This is a genomic window from Rhodococcus sp. IEGM 1341, assembly GCF_030056895.1.
Lineage (GTDB): Bacteria > Actinomycetota > Actinomycetes > Mycobacteriales > Mycobacteriaceae > Rhodococcoides.
In genome coordinates this window covers 1-18,293 of record NZ_JASHKV010000003.1, presented here as the reverse complement: position 1 = coordinate 18,293, position 18,293 = coordinate 1, and the positions used below count along the sequence as shown (strand labels likewise).

The 18,293-nt window shown below is 65.5% G+C and carries 17 protein-coding genes and 2 tRNA genes; 10 read left to right on the top strand and 9 right to left on the bottom strand.

Features of this window, described 5'->3' with window-relative positions:
• Positions 1–15 precede the first annotated feature (15 nt).
• The 4 genes from pcaB to QM615_RS09495 are packed head-to-tail and all read left to right on the top strand — an operon-like array spanning position 16 to position 4,565.
• Entirely contained in the window at positions 16–1,365 is a 1,350-nt protein-coding gene (pcaB, locus tag QM615_RS09510; RefSeq protein ID WP_149406241.1) for a 3-carboxy-cis,cis-muconate cycloisomerase, read from the top strand.
• Positions 1,362–2,543, top strand: coding sequence for a bifunctional 3-oxoadipate enol-lactonase/4-carboxymuconolactone decarboxylase PcaDC (gene pcaDC, locus QM615_RS09505; protein ID WP_149406242.1), 1,182 nt, complete (start codon positions 1,362–1,364; stop codon positions 2,541–2,543). Before pcaB ends, pcaDC begins: the two co-directional genes overlap by 4 nt.
• Entirely contained in the window at positions 2,540–3,361 is an 822-nt protein-coding gene (locus tag QM615_RS09500; protein ID WP_149406243.1) for an IclR family transcriptional regulator, read from the top strand. Before pcaDC ends, QM615_RS09500 begins: the two co-directional genes overlap by 4 nt.
• On the top strand, positions 3,354–4,565 hold the full coding sequence (locus QM615_RS09495; RefSeq protein ID WP_149406244.1) for an acetyl-CoA C-acetyltransferase: 1,212 nt from the start codon (positions 3,354–3,356) through the stop codon (positions 4,563–4,565). Before QM615_RS09500 ends, QM615_RS09495 begins: the two co-directional genes overlap by 8 nt.
• 7 nt (positions 4,566–4,572) lie before the next feature.
• Here the strand turns inward: QM615_RS09495 and QM615_RS09490 are convergent, their stop codons facing one another.
• Positions 4,573–6,462, bottom strand: a complete 1,890-nt coding sequence (locus tag QM615_RS09490; RefSeq protein ID WP_283347296.1) for a sugar phosphate isomerase/epimerase and 4-hydroxyphenylpyruvate domain-containing protein — start codon at positions 6,460–6,462, stop codon at positions 4,573–4,575.
• Entirely contained in the window at positions 6,459–7,346 is an 888-nt protein-coding gene (locus tag QM615_RS09485; RefSeq protein ID WP_283347295.1) for a shikimate dehydrogenase, read from the bottom strand. The genes QM615_RS09490 and QM615_RS09485 overlap by 4 nt, the downstream gene beginning before the upstream one ends.
• Positions 7,347–7,455: 109 nt before the next feature.
• On the opposite strand from QM615_RS09485, the gene QM615_RS09480 reads away from it, so the two are divergent.
• From QM615_RS09480 to QM615_RS09470, 3 genes are all read left to right on the top strand, one after another.
• Positions 7,456–8,133 (top strand): TetR/AcrR family transcriptional regulator, encoded by a 678-nt coding sequence (locus QM615_RS09480; RefSeq protein ID WP_283347294.1) that lies wholly within the window; start codon positions 7,456–7,458, stop codon positions 8,131–8,133.
• Positions 8,134–8,311: 178 nt separating this feature from the next.
• Entirely contained in the window at positions 8,312–9,670 is a 1,359-nt protein-coding gene (locus QM615_RS09475; RefSeq protein WP_149406248.1) for an MFS transporter, read from the top strand.
• A gap of 8 nt (positions 9,671–9,678) precedes the next feature.
• Positions 9,679–10,491 (top strand): N-acyl homoserine lactonase family protein, encoded by an 813-nt coding sequence (locus QM615_RS09470; RefSeq protein WP_283347293.1) that lies wholly within the window; start codon positions 9,679–9,681, stop codon positions 10,489–10,491.
• A gap of 79 nt (positions 10,492–10,570) precedes the next feature.
• On the opposite strand, the gene clpX is transcribed toward QM615_RS09470, so the two are convergent.
• From clpX to QM615_RS09445, 5 genes are all read right to left on the bottom strand, one after another.
• Positions 10,571–11,851 (bottom strand): ATP-dependent Clp protease ATP-binding subunit ClpX, encoded by a 1,281-nt coding sequence (gene clpX / locus QM615_RS09465; RefSeq protein ID WP_032394600.1) that lies wholly within the window; start codon positions 11,849–11,851, stop codon positions 10,571–10,573.
• Positions 11,852–12,148: 297 nt separating this feature from the next.
• A complete protein-coding gene (locus tag QM615_RS09460; RefSeq protein ID WP_008715342.1) occupies positions 12,149–12,790 on the bottom strand; it encodes an ATP-dependent Clp protease proteolytic subunit in 642 nt (213 codons plus the stop codon).
• Positions 12,791–12,837: 47 nt separating this feature from the next.
• The gene (locus QM615_RS09455; RefSeq protein ID WP_082898933.1) at positions 12,838–13,488 is read right to left on the bottom strand and encodes an ATP-dependent Clp protease proteolytic subunit; all 651 of its coding nucleotides are present in this window, start codon (positions 13,486–13,488) and stop codon (positions 12,838–12,840) included.
• A gap of 83 nt (positions 13,489–13,571) precedes the next feature.
• Positions 13,572–14,951 carry a trigger factor gene (gene tig, locus QM615_RS09450; RefSeq protein WP_283347292.1) on the bottom strand — a complete coding sequence of 460 codons (1,380 nt, stop codon included), beginning with the start codon at positions 14,949–14,951 and terminating at the stop codon, positions 13,572–13,574.
• A 112-nt stretch (positions 14,952–15,063) separates the two neighbouring features.
• Positions 15,064–15,137: transfer RNA gene (locus tag QM615_RS09445), tRNA-Pro, on the bottom strand.
• Positions 15,138–15,307: 170 nt separating this feature from the next.
• On the opposite strand from QM615_RS09445, the gene QM615_RS09440 reads away from it, so the two are divergent.
• Together QM615_RS09440 and QM615_RS09435 are read left to right on the top strand one after the other, a co-directional pair.
• A tRNA-Gly gene (locus tag QM615_RS09440) sits at positions 15,308–15,381 on the top strand.
• 108 nt (positions 15,382–15,489) lie between these two features.
• Positions 15,490–16,263: a DUF1542 domain-containing protein gene (locus QM615_RS09435; RefSeq protein WP_283347291.1), complete on the top strand. Its 774-nt coding sequence runs from the start codon at positions 15,490–15,492 to the stop codon at positions 16,261–16,263.
• Here the strand turns inward: QM615_RS09435 and QM615_RS09430 are convergent.
• Together QM615_RS09430 and QM615_RS09425 are read right to left on the bottom strand one after the other, a co-directional pair.
• Entirely contained in the window at positions 16,260–17,054 is a 795-nt protein-coding gene (locus tag QM615_RS09430; protein WP_283347290.1) for an Fpg/Nei family DNA glycosylase, read from the bottom strand. The two genes, QM615_RS09435 and QM615_RS09430, sit on opposite strands and share 4 nt — an antisense overlap.
• A complete protein-coding gene (locus QM615_RS09425) occupies positions 17,055–17,534 on the bottom strand; it encodes a ribose-5-phosphate isomerase (protein WP_283347289.1) in 480 nt (159 codons plus the stop codon). It lies immediately after the preceding gene.
• Positions 17,535–17,550: 16 nt separating this feature from the next.
• On the opposite strand from QM615_RS09425, the gene QM615_RS09420 reads away from it, so the two are divergent.
• Positions 17,551–18,213: a DUF429 domain-containing protein gene (locus tag QM615_RS09420; RefSeq protein WP_283347288.1), complete on the top strand. Its 663-nt coding sequence runs from the start codon at positions 17,551–17,553 to the stop codon at positions 18,211–18,213.
• Positions 18,214–18,293: the final 80 nt, after the last annotated feature.

Sequence of the window (18,293 nt, the reverse complement as noted above, 5' to 3'; positions counted from 1 at the left end):
TGGCGAGAGGGGACGATGGAATCCGAGCGAGGGGCACTGTTCGATCCGACGTTCGGTAGCGACGCGCTCGCACCGCTCGTGGGCGACCGGGCTTGGGTGACAGCGATGTTCGCCGTCGAGGCGGCGCTCTCGAGGGCCGCAGCAACGGTCGGTCTCGTGGAGACCGGTCACGCCGAGATCGTCACCACCACTGCGACCGAACTCGGGGCGAACCTGGACATCGCGCGGCTCGGAGCAGATGCCGCGGCCGGGGGTAATCCGGTGATCCCGCTGGTGAAGATTCTTCGGAACGAGGTGGCCGAGGCCGAGGTTCCTGCCACGGCAGTGCATCCCGGGGCCACCAGCCAGGACATCATGGACACCGCGCTGATGCTCCTCTCCCGCGACGCGCTCGGTGTGATCGAGGCCTCGCTCGACGCTGCAAGTGCGGCCGCGAGAAGTCTCGCCCTGACCCATCGCACCACCCCGATGGCGGCCCGCACTCTCGGCCAGCAGGCCTTGCCCACCACCTTCGGCCTGGTGGCTGCGAACTGGTTCTCGGGGCTGCGCCGCGCGCGGACAGGAGTCGCAGCCGTTCGACGCGCATGCACCGTCCAGTATGGCGGCGCTGCAGGCACTCTCGCCGCCGTGCATCCACATGGACCGGCCATCGCCGCCGCGCTCGCCGTCGAACTGGGGTTGGCTCGACAGACCGCGCCCTGGCACACCGACCGCACCGCCATTGCCGATATTGCGTGCTCGTTGGGTGTCGCAGCAGGAACGATCGGCAAGATCGCCGGGGACATCGTGTCGATGTCCGCCACCGAGCTGGGCGAGGTGTCGGAGGACGCGCCGGGCGGATCGTCGGCGATGCCGCACAAGCGCAATCCCGTTGCCGCCGTCACGGCTCGCGCTGCGGCCCGGCGGGTCCCGGGTGCAGTGGCCACCGTGCTCTCCAACATGGACCACGAACACCAGCGCGCCGCTGGAGCGTGGCATGCCGAGTGGGAGACGATCACCGATCTGCTCCGCCTCACCGGTGGTGCCGCCCACCGAATCACGCAGAGCCTGAGCGGGTTGCACGTTCATCCCGAGGAAATGGCCCGTAATCTCGACGCGACGGGCGGAGCGCTGCTCGCCGAACGTGTCACCGCGGCATTGGCAGCGCACACCGAGCAGGCCCGCGAAATCGTCACTGCGCGATGCGCGACGGGAGCGCCGCTGGACAGCGACCCTGCCATCACAGCATTCCTTCCACCGTCGACGGTGCGCGAACTACTCGACCCGGCCGCGTATCTCGGCCACGCACCCGAGCTGGTCGACGCGATCCTCGCCGAGCACGACCTCGACACCGAACACACCACAGATTCGAAGGATTCACGATGATTGTCGCACTTGCTCACGAACGCATCGAAGGACCGAGCGCCGACGCGGAGACCGTCGTGCTGATCGGTTCGCTCGGCTCCGACCGATCGATGTGGAACCCGCAGATCGCAGCGTTGTCCGCCGCCGTTCACGTTCTCGCCGTCGACCTTCGCGGGCACGGACGATCACCGGTGCCACCCGGTCCCTACTCGGTGGCCGAACTCGCCGAGGACGTGGTGGCGCTGCTGGATTCACTCGAGGTCAACCGTGTGCACCTCGTCGGTCTGTCCCTCGGCGGTGCGGTCTCGCAGTGGCTCGCCATCCATCGCCCGGAGCGAGTACGGACTCTGACGCTGCTGTGCACCTCGGCTAAGTTCGGTGAGCCGGCGCAGTGGCTCGACCGTGCCGCGGCGGTCCGAGCGGCGGGCACGGCGTCGCTGGCCGATGCCGTACTCGAGCGTTGGTTCACCCCCGAACTGGCCGCTCGCGACGCCGGTCTCGTCGAGCGGCATCGCCGGATGATCGCCGACACGTCCGACGAGGGCTACGCAGCATGCTGTGAGGCGTTGTCCGAGTGGGATTCTCGATCGGATCTGAACCGGATCACCGCCCCGACCCTGGTGATCGCGGGCCGGCAGGATCCCTCGACCACCCCCGAGGACCTGAAGATCATCGCCGACGGCGTCACCGGATCGACGTTCCGGGTTCTCGACCCGGCCGCTCATCTGGCCAACGTGGAGCAAGCCGGTCCCGTCACCGCGGCGGTTGCCGCACACATCGGGTCGGACGCGTATACCGTCGGACGCGCAGCGGCCCACGATGCCGGTATGACGGTGCGGCGCAGCGTCCTCGGCGATGCGCATGTCGACCGCAGCATCGCCGGCCGCACCGAGTTCACCGCACCGTTCCAGGATTTCATCACCCGCACCGCATGGGGTGACATCTGGAACCGACCGGGTCTCGATCACCACACCCGCAGACTGCTGACCCTGGCGATCCTGACGGCGGTGGGCAATCAGCACGAACTCGACATGCACATCCGCGCAGCGCTGCGCGCCGGACTGGAACCGGACGAACTGGCCGAAGTCTTCTTGCACACCGCGGTGTACGCGGGTGTTCCGAACAGCAACAGCGCCTTCGCTCTGGCGAACGCAGCCATCGCCGAGTCCTCGGCCGAGACCGAATCGGGTACCTCGTGAACCCCGCGGAATCACCGCCGCCGTCCTCGGACTACGTCCAGTCGCTCGGCCGGGGCCTCGCGGTGATCCGAGCCTTCGACGCCGAGCATCCGGGTCGAACACTCTCCGATGTCGCCCGAGCAACCGACCTCACCCGCGCCACCGCCCGGCGGTTCCTGCTCACACTCGTCGAACTCGGCTACGTCCGTACCGACGGCTCCATGTTCTGGCTCACCCCGCGGGTGCTCGAACTGGGCTACAGCTACCTGTCGAGCCTGTCCCTTCCGGAAGTATCGGGACCGCATCTGGAAGCTCTCGCCGAACGGGTCCGAGAATCGTCCTCGGTCTCGATTCTCGACGGCGACGACGTCGTGTACGTCGCCCGAGTTCCGGTCAGCCGCATCATGACCGTGGGCATCAACATCGGCACCCGATTCCCTGCATTCGCGACATCGATGGGACGAGTGCTGCTTGCCGGTCTACCGGCCGACGAACTCGCCGCCTACCTCGATCGAGTCCGGCTGACTCCGCTCACCGGGAAGACGATCACCACTGCCGACGCCCTCGGACGCGAACTCGAACGCGTACGGACCGACGGTTTCTGTCTGGTGGATCAGGAACTCGAAGAGGGCCTGCGATCGATCGCGGCTCCCATCCACGACAGCAACGGGACGGTCGTCGCTGCGGCGAACGTCTCCACCCAGGCTGCGCGTCATACCGCCGACGCAGTCCGCACCGAACTACTCCCGGCCTTGCTCGACGCCACCCGCGCCATCGAGACCGACCTGCTCCGGGTGAGTACCGGACCCAACGACAGACGAGGAACCACCCATGCCTGAAGCCGTCATCTGCGAACCCCTTCGGACCCCGGTCGGCCGCTTCGGCGGTCAGTTCCGCGATATCTCCGCCCAGGCCCTGGCCGCCACCGTCATCGCCGAACTCGTTGCCCGAACCGGCATCTCCGGTGCCGACATCGACGACGTCATCCTGGGTCAGGCATCCCCCAACGGCGACGCACCCGCGATCGGACGCATCGCCGCGCTCGATGCAGATCTGGGTATCGACGTCCCCGGAATGCAGGTCGACCGACGCTGCGGCTCCGGTCTGCAAGCAGTACTGCAGGCGTGCATGCAGGTCCAGTCCGGCGGCAACGATCTGGTTCTGGCGGGCGGCGTCGAGAGCATGAGTCAGACGGAGTTCTACGCCACCGGCATGCGCTGGGGCGTCAAGGCCGAGGCCGTGGCCCTGTCAGATCGACTCGCCCGAGCGCGAGTGACCGCGGGCGGCAAGAACTTTCCGGTTCCCGGTGGCATGATCGAAACCGCGGAGAATCTGCGCGCGGAACTCTCGATCGGCCGCGCCGATCAGGACGCACTCGCAGTGCAGTCTCACCAGCGCGCAGTCGCTGCGCAGAACAGCGGCGTGTTCGCCGAGGAGATCGTGGGAGTGTCGGTCCCCCAACGCAAATCGGATCCGGTACTCGTCACCACCGACGAGCATCCGCGTGCCGACACCACCGTCGAGTCGTTGGCGAAGTTGAAGGCGATTCGTGCGTCGATCGACCCCGAGTCGACGGTCACGGCCGGAAATGCCAGCGGACAGAACGACGGTGCCGCCATCGCGATCGTCACCACCCCGGAAAAGGCTGCAGCACTGGGTCTTCGGCCACTGGCCAGACTGGCCGGCTGGGGTGTCGCCGGAGTCGCTCCGCGCACCATGGGTATCGGACCGGTACCGGCCAGCGAGAAAGCGCTCGGACGCCTCGGATTGAGCCTGGACGACATGGGCATCATCGAACTCAACGAAGCGTTCGCCGCTCAGGCTCTCGCCGTCACCCGGTCGTGGGGCATCGAGGCCGACGATCCTCGGCTGAACCCACACGGTTCCGGCATCTCGCTCGGCCATCCCGTCGGCGCCACCGGAGCCCGCATCCTGGCGACGATGTTGCGCGAGATGGACCGACGGGAAGTCCGCTACGGACTCGAGACCATGTGCATCGGCGGCGGACAGGGACTTGCGGCGGTGTTCGAGCGAATCGGCTGATCACCGATCAGTACTGCAGTTGCGCCGCCAGTCGCACAGCCGAATTGGTCTCCCCGTAGCCCTCGTAGCCACCCACTCGCTGGACCACCTCGAAGAACAGGTCGTCACCCACGGTTTCGGTGAAGAAGTGGAAGAACTCACCGCCGGTCCCGTCCGCGTCGTACAGGATCCCGAGGCGCTGCATCGCGTCCAATGTCTCGGAGCCGAGTCCGAATCGCGCGTCGAGATCGCGATAGTAGTTGGGCGAGATCCGCAGCGGGGTGAGGCCACGTTCGGTCATTGCACTGGCAGCGGCGTAGATGTCCTCGCACCCGAATGCCACATGTCCGACGCCTCCGCGCCGGGCCGCGGGCAGAGGGTCCGAGTCCGACGGGCGGCCGGGAACCATGTTGAGCGAAAGCCGGATCGTGCCGTTGGCCGTGGCGAGGGTGAGTGCTCGGCTACGAACCAGGCCGATCGCGTCGACGACGTCCTGGCCCTCGTGTGGCACCATTCCGAACACCGAGCGCAGCAGCAGCATCACGCCGTCCCAGCTCTCGGCAGGCACGGCGAGGGCGATGTGATCCACGTGCGAGACGCACGCCCGGTTCTCCTGCACCACCTTGGGTGCCAGGTCGAATGCCGATTGCCAGGCACCCGCGCTGTGGCGGGTACGGAGGTCCAGCGACGTCGCACCGGTCACGGCCAGACGTACCACTGCGTCGGTGGCGTCGGCCACGCCGGGCATGGAGACGGTGGACGCGGTGACTCCCAGCGCACGAGCCCGAGTCAGCCACAGATCCGGCCGCTCGCTGCGAATCCCGATCTGGGCCAACGCCGGTAGGTGAGCCGGAACGCCGGGCGCGGTCCACAGCGTGTCCACCGTGGTGTCGACGGCGACCGCCAGCGGCCCCTGCGTGAACAGGCTGAGTCCGTGTTCGCTGTGTGCTGCGGTCAGATCGAAGCCAAGGTGTCGCAGTGTCGTACCCAGTTGCGCTGCCTTCGCAGGCCCTGCCGCGATTCGCAGGGAGACGACGTTCTCGATCGGACCGGGCGGTGGCGGCGCGAAGAGATCGTTACCGGCAGAGGGTGTTTCGACGTCGCGCACCTGCTCCTGGAGGTACAGCAGCGACCGATGCGCGTCGGATGCCGTGCGGCCGGTGTCGGAGTGCCGGAAGACGTCGTTGAAGATTTCGAGCGACCACGGGCCGGAGTACCCGGAGGCAGCGACATCGGCACCGAACCGCGCCAGATCGAAGCTGCCCTGCCCGGGAAAGCACCGGTGGTGCCTGCTCCACTGCAGTACGTCCATCACCAGGTGCGGCGCGTCGGCCAGCTGGAGGAAGAAGATCTTCTCGCCGGGGATCTCTCGAATGCCTGCGGAATCGTCTCCGCGGGACAGGATGTGGAAGCTGTCGAGGCACGTTCCCAGAGCGGGATGATCGACCTGCCGGACGATGTCCCAGGCATGGCGGTAGGTGTTCACGTGGGCACCCCACGCCAACGCCTCGTACGCCAAGCGCCTTCCGCGCCGATGCGCACGCTCGGCGAGGGTTGCCATCTGTTCGACCAGCAGGGCGTCGTCACGGACGGCACCGGCCAGCGGCGAGGAACAGACCAACAGCAGATCGCACCCCAACTGTTCCATGACGTCGAATTTGTGCTCGGCGCGAACGAGGTTGCGGGCGAACTGTTCCGGATCGGCCGAGTCGGCGTCGCGAAAGGGCTGATACAGATCGAGGGTCAGACCGAGGTCGGCTGCCTTCTTCGCGATGTCCGCGGGAAGATCCGGAGAGCTGATCAAGTCCGGCTCGAACACCTCGAAGCCGTCGAACCCCGCATCGGCGATGGCACGCATTTTCTCGTCCAGCGAACCACTGAGCGATACCGTTGCCACCGATGTGGCGATGTGCGTCATGCGAGAACACCTGCGGCGGCGCGATCCTCCAGCGCGATCAACGCGCTCATGTGCGCGATCATTCGATCGGCGTCGGCGATGCGTCCGGTGAATATCTCGAATGCGTCGGCGGCCTGGAACACTGCCATTCCGGTTCCGCTGAGCGTTCGGCACCCGACTCGGGATGCGGCAGCGAGCAACTCGGTCTCGGCCGGTCGATACACGACCTCGGCCACCCACATCCGCGGATGCAGGAGTGCCTCGGGCACAGCAGATCCGGGGTGTTCGACCATTCCGATCGGGGTGGCGTGCACCAGGCCGGTTGCGGTGTCGAGGACGGCGGCGAGCCGGTCGAGGCCTGCCGAGACAATGTCGACGTCCGGGAACATCACCGACAGGGAATCTCGGAGTTGTTGCGCCCGAAGCGGATCGGCATCGACGAGAGTGAGCCTGCCTGCGCCGCGTCGGGCCATCGCGTAGGCAACGGCCGCCCCTGCTCCCCCGGCACCGAGTTGCACCACCTCACCGATGTCGGCACCGGGTAATCCGCGACCGAAGTTGCGGTCGAATCCGGACCAGTCGGTGTTGTGGCCGACGGCACGGCCGTTGGCGAACAAGACGGTATTGACGGCTCCGAGTCGGGCGGCGTCCTCGGAGAGCCCGTCGAGAGTGGAGATGACGCGCTGCTTGCACGGGTGCGTGATGTTGAGTCCTCGAAATCCGAGGTCCGCGGCGGTCGAGACGAGACGGGGCAGATCTTCGACGGTCAGTCCACGGCTGTCCAGATCGATGATCCGGTACTGGTAGGTCAGCCCGTGCTCGGCACCCTCCCGTTCGTGCATCGCGGGAGTGAGCGACTTGCCGATGCCCGTCCCGATCAGTCCGCAGAGCAGGGATTCCGGCATGTCGATCTCCTCGGGCCTAATGTACGAGTTGGTGAATTAGCTCGACGGTACTACGCCTCCGCCTCGCGCCCAACCCTTTTGCCGCAATCGGCACCGATAGAGTTGATCCATGGCTCCGCGCGCAACCGACACGTCCGACGACAGCAGTGGACCCACCGTCAAGCGTCGACGCAACAGCGACCTGACCCGACACAACATCCTCGAGGTGGCCACCGAGGAGTTCGCGGACAAGGGCTTCGCCGGGGCGCGCATCGACGAGATCGCCGAGCGCACGCATACGACGAAGCGGATGCTGTATTACTACTTCACCGACAAGGAAGGCCTGTACAAGGCCGTTCTCGAACGGTCTTACCTGCGCATTCGCGAGCGTGAACGAGACGTCGACGTCGAGGGCCTCGGACCGGTCGAAGCCATTCGGGCCATCGCCTCCCTGACGTTCGACCATCACGAGGAGAATCCCGACTTCATCCGTCTGGTCTCCACCGAGAACATCCTGCGCGGCGAACACATCTCCAGATCCGAGGCATTGAGCAACCTCGGCAATCCCGCCGCGGAACTGCTGTCGAGCATCCTCGAGCGTGGACAGGCCGACGGGGTCTTCCGCACGGACGTCGATGCCCTCGACGTGCACATGACGATCAGCAGCTTCTGCGTGTTCCGTCTGTCGAACCGGTACACCTTCGAGGCCCTCTTCGGCCGCGACCTCACCGACCCCCAGCATCGCGAGCGCCTGCGCGCCATGCTCGGCGACATGATCATCGCGTTCCTGACCTCGCCTTCTCGCTGATTTTCGCGTTTGCGCGGTAGGTCTCGTCACTTCGGGGGTTGACACGTGGCATGGATCACGTTCAGTATTCAGGGGCACCCGGTGTTAACCATTTAGTACATTAGCGGTCCGATCGCCGAGAAAGCGTCGTCGACCAGCGCCCGAGCTCCCCCGCCTCACGAAGAGAGACACGAGAACGATGGATTCGCACACCCCTGGCTCCCACCCGACGCCGCTTCGCCCCGGGGCGAACCCGCGCAAAGCGGCGACCGCCGCATGGGTCGGCAGCGCCCTCGAGTACTACGACTTCTTCATCTACGGCACCGCAGCTGCACTCGTCTTCGGCCGCGTGTTCTTCCCGGGCTCCAACCCGGCGACCGGAACCCTGCTGGCCCTGGCCACCTTCGGCGTCGGATACCTCGCACGGCCGCTCGGCGCACTGGTCCTCGGCCACATCGGTGATCGCTACGGACGCAAGAAGGTCATGGTCGCCACCGTCCTGCTGATGGGTATCGCCACCCTCGGCGTCGGTGTCCTGCCCTCGTACGAATCCATCGGCATCGCCGCGCCCATCATCCTGGTGCTGCTTCGCTTGTGCCAGGGATTCTCGGCCGGCGGTGAGCAAGCCGGGGCCAACTCGATGACGCTCGAACACGCCCCGGACGACAGGCGCGCGTTCTTCACCAGCTTCACCCTCAGCGGCACCCAGGGCGGGCAGATTCTCGCCACCGCAGTGTTCCTGCCCGTCGCCATGCTCCCTGAGGAAGCACTGCTCAGCTGGGGTTGGCGAATCCCGTTCTTCCTCAGCGCTTTCGTCGTCGTCGCCGCCTTCGTCATCCGCCGCTCGCTCGACGAGACCCCGGTCTTCGAGGAAGAAGTGGCGTCCACCGAACCGCAGCGCCTGCCCGTGACCGAACTGCTCAGCGAGCATCGACCGGCCGTGGTTCGCGTCATGCTAGCCGCCATGATCGCCTCGGTCAGCACCATCTTCACCGTCTACGCGCTGTCCTACGCCGTCAACACCGTCGGCCTCGAGCGCACCCCGATGCTGTGGGTGGGCGTTCTCGCCAACGTCGTCGCCCTCTTCGCATTGCCCTTCTTCGGCGCCCTGTCGGATCGCATCGGCCGCAAGCCGGTGTTCTTGTTCGGCTCCATCGGCTGCGCGATCCTGATGTTCGGCTACCTGTGGTCGATCTCGAGCGGCAACTACGTCCTCATCTTCGTCTTCGGCATCGTGATGTTCGGCTTCGTGCACAGCGCCACCGGCGGCGTCTGGCCCTCGTTCTACGGTGAGATGTTCCCGGCCCGGGTTCGCCTGACCGGAACCGCACTGGGAACCCAGATCGGCTTCGCCATCGCAGGATTCGCGCCGACCATCGCAGGAGCGATCGCCGGAGCCGAGGTCGGCGCGTGGCTACCCGTCGCGATCGTCACCGCGGTCTTCTGCACCATCAACGTCGTCATCGTCGCCACGTCGAAGGAGACGTTCCGTACCCCCACCGACGAGCTCGGTCTTCGGACTCGCACCACCGACAGCGCACGCGCCGCGTCGGTCTGACCGAGATCGTGATCGACGCACTTCGACCTGCAGCGGCGGGCACCTGGACGGTGCTCGCCCTGCAGTATGCCAGTCGAACGGCATTGCGCAGCAATCTCTTTCACCAACGCGACGAGCGCAGCACCGAAATCCAGACGGTCGCCTACTACGTGTGGCTCGCTGTCTCGAAGACCCGCACGGTGCTGATCGACGCCGGCATGTCCCGGTCCACAGCCGATTCGATGGACGGGCTCGACTATCACGGGTCACCCATCGAGCTGCTCGGCGAACTGGGGCTGACACCGGATCACATCGACACGTGCATCCTGACTCACCTGCACTACGACCACACCGGGGTCGTCGCGGATCTCCCGACTGCGCGATACGTGGTGCAGCGCCGAGAACTCGAATACTGGACCGGGCCGTGGGCCGCCCGCATCACGCGAGAACAGTGGCTGCACTCGCAAGCGGACACCGAGCACATCCGAACCGCCGATCGCGGCAACCGGCTCGACCTCGTCGACGGCGATCTCGACCTGTTCCCAGGGCTGTCGGTACACGCCGTCGGCGGACACACCGCAGGCATGCAAGTGGTCAGAGTGCACACCGACCGCGGCCCGGTGGTGTTGGCCTCGGACGCCAGTCATTTCTACGAGAACATCGAGGACGAGAGCCCGTTCGCGATCCTGCACGCGCTGCCGGACATGTACGGGGCCTTCGATCGCATCCGTGAGCTCGCCGCCGACCCCGGCATTTTCGTACCCGGCCACGACCCGCTGGTATCGAGCCGATTTCCCGCAGTGACCGCCGCCCCCGGTGCGCACGCCGTGATCATCGGCTGACTACGACGAAAACGAAAAATCCCCGACCTCGCGGATGAGGTCGGGGATTCGTCGTTGTCCAGCAGGTCGATCGGCCGTATCAGGCGGACTTGTCGCGGCGCTCCGGACGCTCGGGCTTGCGCGGCACGATGGTCGGCAGCACGTTGTCGTTCACCGTCTCGGCAGTCACGACGACCTTCTCGACGTCGTCGCGGCTCGGGATGTCGTACATCACCGGCAGCAGAACTTCCTCCATGATGGCGCGCAGTCCACGGGCACCGGTTCCGCGGAGAATCGCCTGGTCGGCAATTGCTTCGAGGGCCTCGGTGGTGAACTCGAGCTCGACGCCATCCATGTCGAACAGGCGTCGGTACTGCTTGACCAGCGCGTTCTTCGGCTCCGACAGAATCGTCACGAGCGATTCCTTGTCCAGGTTCGTCACCGACGCGATCATCGGCAGTCGACCGATGAACTCGGGAATCAGACCGAACTTGATCAGATCCTCGGGCATGACCTCGGCGAAGTGATCCTGGGTGTCGATCTCGGCCTTGGAGCGAACCTCGGCTCCGAATCCGAGCCCACGCTTGCCGACCCGATCGGACACGATCTTCTCCAGTCCGGCGAACGCACCGGCCACGATGAAGAGCACGTTGGTGGTGTCGATCTGGATGAACTCCTGGTGCGGATGCTTACGACCGCCCTGCGGCGGCACGCTGGCCTGTGTTCCTTCCAGGATCTTGAGCAGCGCCTGCTGCACGCCTTCGCCGGACACGTCGCGCGTGATCGACGGGTTCTCGCTCTTGCGAGCGATCTTGTCGACCTCGTCGATGTAGATGATGCCGGTCTCGGCGCGCTTGACGTCGTAGTCCGCGGCCTGGATCAGTTTGAGCAGGATGTTCTCGACATCCTCGCCCACGTATCCGGCCTCGGTGAGGGCGGTGGCGTCGGCGATGGCGAAGGGCACGTTGAGCATCTTCGCCAGGGTCTGCGCGAGGTACGTCTTTCCGCACCCCGTCGGTCCGAGCATCAGGATGTTCGACTTCGCCAGTTCGACGGATTCGCCGCGCACGTCGCGCGCCTTGTCACCGGCCTGGATGCGCTTGTAGTGGTTGTAGACCGCAACGGCCAATGTGCGCTTGGCAGCGTCCTGACCGATCACGTAGTTCTCGAGAAAATCCTTGATCTCGGAGGGCTTGGGGAGGTCGTCGAGCTTGACTTCGCTCGATTCGGCCAATTCCTCTTCGATGATCTCGTTGCACAGGTCGATGCACTCGTCGCAGATGTACACCCCTGGTCCAGCGATGAGCTTCTTGACCTGCTTCTGGCTCTTACCGCAGAAGGAGCACTTCAGCAGATCGCCACCGTCACCGATGCGTGCCATTCGGAGGTTCCTACTTCCTTGTCCGCGTACGACCCACGCCGACCGGGTGTGGCCGAAACCTTCGTGGGCTACTTCTCGGTCTGTCGTCATGCCGACTTCGGTCGACCGAGTTCTTGGATGCGACGGTACCCGTGTTCGCCGAACATGGGCGGGTTGTTTCCGGTGATTCGCCACCCGATTTCACCGATTGCGCCATTCGGGTCGCCGATCGCGACCGCCGGGTGGAGTTCTGCACTCACACCCGGCGTCGGATTCTTCTGCCGGACCTACACGGTCCGACCGGTGGTGGTCGCTCTGCTACTTCTGGGCAGAGAGCTTGCGGTACTCGAACACGGTGTCGATGATCCCGTAGTCCTTGGCCTGTTCCGCGGTGAGGATCTTGTCGCGATCGGTGTCCTTGCGGATGACGTCGGGATCCTTGCCGGTGTGGCGGCCGAGGGTGGTCTCCATGAGTCGACGCATGCGCTCGATCTCGGCGGCCTGGATCTCCAGGTCGGACACCTGGCCCTGAATTCCACCGCTCGAAGGCTGATGAATCAGCACGCGCGCGTTGGGCAGTGCTGCACGCTTACCGGGAGTGCCGGCGGCGAGCAGGACGGCCGCGGCAGACGCAGCCTGGCCGAGGCAGACGGTCGCGACATCGGCACGGACGTACTGCATCGTGTCGTAGATCGCCATCAGCGAGGTGAACGATCCACCGGGCGAGTTGATGTACATCGTGATGTCTCGATCGGGATCGAGGCCCTCGAGCACCAGCAGCTGCGCCATGACGTCGTTGGCGGACGCGTCGTCGACCTGGACGCCGAGGAAGATGATGCGCTCCTCGAACAGCTTGTTGTACGGGTTCGATTCCTTCACGCCGTAGCTGGAGTGCTCGACGAAGGAAGGCAGGATGTATCGGGAGGACGGCAGCTGATTGGGGTCGAACAGGTTTGTCATCGTTTCTCCAAGATGTAAGTGATCGAGGGTCGCCGGGAGCGGCCGAATTACTCGCCGATTCCGCCGGCCTGCCGCGCACGGCTGACGACGTGATCCACGAACCCGTATTCCTTGGCGGCCTGCGCCGTGAACCAGCGGTCACGATCGGAGTCTTCGGTGATCTGCTCGACGGTCTGACCCGTGTGCAGGGCGATCAGCTCTGCCATCTCGCGCTTGGTGTGCGCGAACTGCTCGGCCATGATGGCGATGTCGGAGGCGCTGCCGCCGATACCGGCCGAGGGCTGGTGCATCATGATGCGCGCGTGCGGCAGGGCGTAACGCTTGCCCTTGGCACCGGCCGAGAGCAGGAACTGACCCATCGAGGCCGCCAGACCCATTCCGTAGGTCGCGATGTCGCACTCGGCGAATTCCATCGTGTCGAAAATGGCCATACCCGCGGTGACCGAGCCACCGGGCGAGTTGATGTACAGCGCGATGTCGCGAGTGGGGTCCTCGGCCGAAAGCAGCAGGATCTGAGCGCACAACTTGTTGGCGATGTCGTCGTCGACCTGGGTACCGAGGAAAATGATGCGGTTTTGAAGCAGACGCTCGTACACGGAGTCGCTGAGATTCAGCCCTGCTGCAGCCGAAGTCATGACGGGACTCTGCTGGTGCGAAGCCGCCGGATTCTGAACAGTCACGGTACCTGCCTTTTCCATAACAAATCGTTGGTTCCTGACACAGACACTAACGAAAGACGGCGGCTCCGGAGTCCCGGAACCGCCGTCGTTCGCTGTGAGCGTTACTTCTCTTGTTCGCCCTCGGAAGAATCTGCTGCTTCGACCTCGTCGGGAGCATCGGCGGGGCTGCCGAACAGCTCTGCGGTGTCGACGGTCGCGCCGGTGGTGTCGGTCACGTTGACGCGCTCGACGACCGAAGCCAGCGCCTTACCGCGCTTGACATCGGCGAACACGGCACCGAGCTGGTTGGCCTGCTGCACCTGCTGAATGAACTGCTCGGGCGGCATGCCGTAGCGCTGCGCCTGGAAGATGATCCGCTCGGTGAGCTCTTCCTGCCCGACCTGCGTGTTCTCGGCCTCGGCGATCGCATCGAGCAGGAGCTGGGTACGCACCGACTTCTCGGCACCTTCCTTGACGTCCTTGTCGAATTCCTCGCGGCTCGAACCCTGCGACTCGAGCAGCTCGGCCAGTGCTTCCTCGTTGTGGTCGAGGCCGTGGATGGCCTCGTGCACCTGGGAATCGACCTCGGCCTTGACGACGGCCTCAGGAGCCGGAATCTCGAGCGTGTCGAGCAGGGTCTCGAGCACCTTGTCGCGGATCTGACCGGCCTGCTCGACCTTCGCGACTCGCTCGACGCGCGTCTTCAGGTCGGCGAGCAGTTCGTCGAACGTGTCGAACTCGCTGGCCAGCTGGGCGAACTCGTCGTCGGCCTCGGGCAGCTCGCGCTCCTTGACGGACACGACCTTGACCGTGACGACGGCTTCCTTGCCTGCGTACTCACCGGCGACCAGGGTCGAGGTTAACTCCTTCGACTCGTCCGCGGAGACGCCGATGATCGCGTCGTCGAGTCCGTCGATGAGCTGGCCGGAGCCGACCTCGTGGGACAGTCCGCTCGCGGTTGCCTCTTCGACGTTCTCGCCGTCGACGGTGGCCGAGAGATCGATCGAGACGAAGTCGCCCGACTGGACGGGACGATCGACACCGGTCAGGGTGCCGAAACGCTGGCGGAGCGACTGCAGCTGCTCGTCGACGGCCTCGTCCTTGATCTCGAGCGGATCGACGACGACGCTGATGGTCGAGTAGTCGGGCAGATCGATCTCGGGACGAACGTCGACCTCGGCGGTGAACGTGAGCTCGGTGCCGTCCTCGATCTTGGTGATCTCGATCTCGGGCTGGCCGATGACCTTGATCTTCTCGTTGGTCACGGCCTCGGAGTAACGGGCGGGAAGAGCGTCGTTGACGACCTGCTCGAGAACTGCCCCGCGGCCGACGCGCGCTTCGAGCAACTTGGCCGGAGCCTTGCCGGGACGGAAGCCGGGGAGGCGGATCTGCTGAGCCAAAGCCTTGTACGCGCGGTCGAAATCAGGCTTGAGCTCCTCGAAGGGCACCTCAACGTTGATACGGACTCGCGTCGGGCTCAGCTGCTCGACGGTGCTCTTCACGGAACATGCTCCTTTGGGTAATTCTTGCTTGCTGGTGGTGCTTACGGTGCTGGCTTGCGGTCTTACCTCGCCCGCCGCGAACACGGCGAACCGTGCCTGCGGCCCTCATTTGTCGGGGTGACAGGAATTGAACCTGCGACCCTCCGCTCCCAAAGCGGATGCGCTACCAAGCTGCGCCACACCCCGTCGTACCCACACCATTGAACAGCAACCGATAGTAGCCCCCCATGGGCGCCCCACCGATGACGTTCGGCGGAACCGGTCGCGGCGGGCCGGTTTGGAATCCTGCGTCGGCGTTGGGTACAGTCTTGAAACGCAGGCGACGGAACTGGCGATCCCACGACTGTTGTTTGCACGCCGATGTAGCTCAATGGTAGAGCCCCTGTCTTCCAAACAGGCTACGCGAGTTCGATTCTCGTCATCGGCTCCATCGAGAAGCCCCGCACTGTCAGTGCGGGGCTTTTTCGTGTCCGCGTACTCTGGACGGTGTCCGAATTGTCCGTACAACCGGGCATGCACCGTCGGCGGAAGGCCCGCAGTGGAAATAATCCTGATCGTCATCGTCGTCGCCGCAGTGGCCCTGTTGGTCCTGCGAAGCAAGAAGAACTCGGCTGCGGCCGCCGAAACCGCGCTGGCCGACGCCAAGGCCGATGCCCGCCAGTCGATCGAACGCCTGGGCGGTCAGGTCTACAACCTGATCGGCACCGACACACCGTCCAAGCAGGCCCTGGCCGATGCGTCCGAACGCAACATCGCTGCCGGTTCGCAGATCGACCAGGCCACCACCCCCGAACAAGCCAGACTGGCCAAACAGACCGCGCTCGAGGGCCTCTATTACATCCGCGCCGCACGACTGGCCATGGGCATGGATCCCGGCCCGGAGGTGCAGGGCATCGACGGCCAGCAACAGGCAGGTCGCGTCACCGAAGAACGCAAGGTCGACTTCGAGGGCCGTGTGATCGCGGCATCACCGGATCCGTCCGATCGCACCCCCAACTACTACCCGGGTGGCCGTGTCGCGGGCCGTCCGGTGCCCGCGGGCTGGTACTCCGAGCCGTGGTGGCGTCCCGCCCTCGTCGCCGGTGCATGGGGAATGGGATCGATGTTCCTGTTCTCGGCGATGTTCTCCGGCATGGCCGGCGTTCCGGCCGAGACCGCGGCCGGCGGCGAGACGGGAGCCGACGGTTCGGACGGCGGTAGCGGCGACGACCTCGGTGGCGACACGGAATACGGCGCCATGGACGACGGGGGCGGTGGCATGTTCGACGGCGGAGGCGATTTCGGCGGGGGCGGCGACTTCGGCGGTTTCTAGGTCGCCTGACAGACCGGGCACCAGAACAGGTTTCGCGCCTGCATCACCGAGTGCAGGATGTCGGCTCCGCACACCCGGCAGGGATATCCCTGCCTGCGGTAGACGTACGAGCGCGGTCGCCGCGCACCGTAGGTGTCGCCGTGATCGTCCTCGGGCCGAATGGTGATGATGCGACCGCGTCGAACACCGATCTTCATCAGCTCCACGAGGTCGAGCCAGATCGCGTCCCACTCCGCTCGATCGAGGTCCTTGCCCGGTCGCATCGGGTTGATCTCGTGCCGGAACAGAATTTCGGCGCGGTAGACGTTTCCGACGCCGGCGAGCACCTTCTGATCCATCAGCAAGGTTCCGATTGCCGTGCGCGACTTGGAGATTCGGGCCCATGCCCCGTCCGGGTCGGCGTCCTTGCGCAGGGGGTCCGGGCCCAGGCGCGCCACCAGGGCGTCGACCTGCTCGTCGGTGTAGATCTCGCAGGCCGTGGGTCCGCGCAGGTCGGTTCCGTACTTCTCCCCCACCATGCGCAACCGCACGGCACCCACCGGATCGTTCAGCGGCAAGGATTGTTCGGTGAACTTCCCGTACAGGCCGAGGTGGATGTGCACGATCAGATCCGACTCGTATCGGTGTAGCAGATGCTTGCCCCAGGCCTCGGCCTTCTCCAGTACGAGACCGTCGATCAGCGCGGCACCGGAGGTGAAGCGCCCCTGCGGACTGCTCGCCTCGACCGGTGCCCCACCGAACCGACGTTGATGCAACCGAGCCAGTCGGTGCAGAGTGTGCCCCTCGGGCACCTACTCGGGCTTTCCCGGCACGACGGGTGCCTCGCCGCTGCGTTCGTACTCGGACAGGATGTCGACGCGGCGCTGGTGGCGCTCCTCGCCCGAGAACGGAGTGCCGAGAAAGGCGTCGACGATGGAGAGGGCCTCGGGAAGGGTGTGCATGCGGCCACCGATGCCGATGAGCTGAGCGTCGTTGTGCTCGCGGGCCAGCTTGGCGGTCTCGACGCTCCACGCCAGCGCGCAACGTGCGCCCGGCACCTTGTTGGCAGCGATCTGCTCACCGTTGCCGGAACCGCCGAGCACCAGGCCGCGGCTACCCGGGTCGGCGACGACGCGACGTGCTGCGTCGATGCAGAATGCCGGGTAGTCGTCGACGGGGTCGTAGTCGAAAGCACCGCAGTCGACGGGCTCGTGCCCGGTCGCCGTCAGGTGTTCGATGATCTGATTCTTGAACTCGAGGCCGGCGTGGTCGGCACCCAGGTATACGCGCATGCCTAGAGTCTGACAGGTGAACTCCGAAGCCGAGAAATTCGCCGGTGTGGACGGCGCGAAAGGCGCGTGGGTGGTCGCGGTTCTGGCCGAGACCACATTGACGTGGACCGCGTGCGCGTCGGTGACGGAGGTGCTCGAGGTGACACGGGACTGCGCTCGGGTGGGCGTCGACATGCCGCTGTCGTTGCCCGAGCACGGATATCGCGTCAGCGAATTGGAGGCGAAGACGTTTCTCGGTACGGCGCGCAGCTCCATCTTCCACACGCCGGTCGCAAGCGTGCTCGACGCCGAGTCGTATCCCGAAGCGTGTGCCGTTTCTCGGCAGCTCACCGGCAAAGCGATCAGCAAGCAGACGTGGCACATCCTGCCGTCCGTGAAGGCATGGCGGGATGCGGACGTCGATCGGGACAGGTACATCGAGGTACATCCCGAATGCTCGTTCCGGGCCATGTCCCCGGCGACGGTCTTCTCATCGAAGAAGACCGGCCGCGGTGTCGGACAACGACTGGCCTCGATGATGCGATGGAGCGAACACGTCGATCTGGCGGATCTGCCGCCAGGACCCGCCGTCGACGACTTCCTCGACGCGGCCGCAGCGGCGTGGTCGGCGCGACGCTTCCACCTCGGCGAGCATTTGACGTTCGGTACCGCGGACGGCAAGGATCGAATCGTGGCCTAGCGCCCCCTCGTGAGTGAAAGCTCCAGACGGGTTCACGTGGTCGTCGCAACGAGCAGTCGTTTGTTGTACTCCTCGAGTGG